The sequence below is a fragment of the Vibrio sp. D173a genome (genome assembly GCF_030248475.1).
This window is the reverse complement of sequence record NZ_JAHGAH010000492.1, coordinates 1-796: the sequence shown is the minus strand read 5'-3', so window position 1 is coordinate 796 and position 796 is coordinate 1. Positions and strand designations below refer to the sequence as shown.

The 796-nt window shown below is 50.5% G+C and carries 1 protein-coding gene and 1 pseudogene; one reads left to right on the top strand and one right to left on the bottom strand.

Annotated elements, in window-relative coordinates; translation table 11 throughout:
• The coding region (locus tag KIV40_RS27025) for a peptidoglycan-binding domain-containing protein (protein WP_285352258.1) at positions 1-609 on the top strand (609 nt) is incomplete at its 5' end.
• Positions 610-679: 70 nt separating this feature from the next.
• Here the strand turns inward: KIV40_RS27025 and KIV40_RS27020 are convergent.
• Positions 680-796 (bottom strand): annotated as a pseudogene (locus KIV40_RS27020) (GTP-binding protein); the annotation flags it as partial.

Sequence of the window (796 nt, the reverse complement as noted above, 5' to 3'; positions counted from 1 at the left end):
CCTGATGACATTGCTAATCAGATACAGCAAGGAACAAACCGAGCATCCGCTATTCAAGACCTCTATCAGCTTTGGGGTTACCAATCTTCGCTCAGAGATGGGCTCTGTTTGAGTGAGCCGCAGAGCGTGTTTGTGTGTGTGGAAGGGCAGGGAACACTGTCAGAGCTTATCGAACTAAACTCGCCAGTCGTACTTAATCTCCAGCTTGAGGGGCAGTCATATCACGCAGTGCTGTATGGAATCTCTGAGGACTCTGTGGAGCTGTTGGTCAATCAATCGATAGTGCAACTACCTGTGTCAGCATTAGAGACACTATGGCAAGGCGACTACGTGGCGATATGGAAGCAGCCACTGCGAGAGACATTACGAGAGGGCGACACTGGTGAAGCGGTTGCGCTGCTCGACCTGTTGTTGTCTGAGGTATTAGGCGAAAACGTCACTGGCCAAGATCGCTTTGATGAAGAGCTAAAACGTAAAGTTGAGGCATTTCAGGTGTGGCAGGGCATGGCAGTTGACGGTATCGCTGGCCGACGCACATTGGCAAGACTGCAGCGTGTGGCTCAGTTTGATTCGCCGGTATTGATGAGCATTAATGAGGAGCAGGGCTAATGTCTCGAACGATGAACCGTTTACAGCAGTCAGAGCTGCCAGGTTTTCAGCAGCACCATGTCGCGAATCCGCTGAAGTAACCCTGTCCTTTATTCTCTTTACGGATAAACGCTTCACCCGGTGGCAGTTGGAATTGAGGCTCTTGGTGAGCGTGGTCATGATGATGTGCTTCAATATGAGAAGAAGC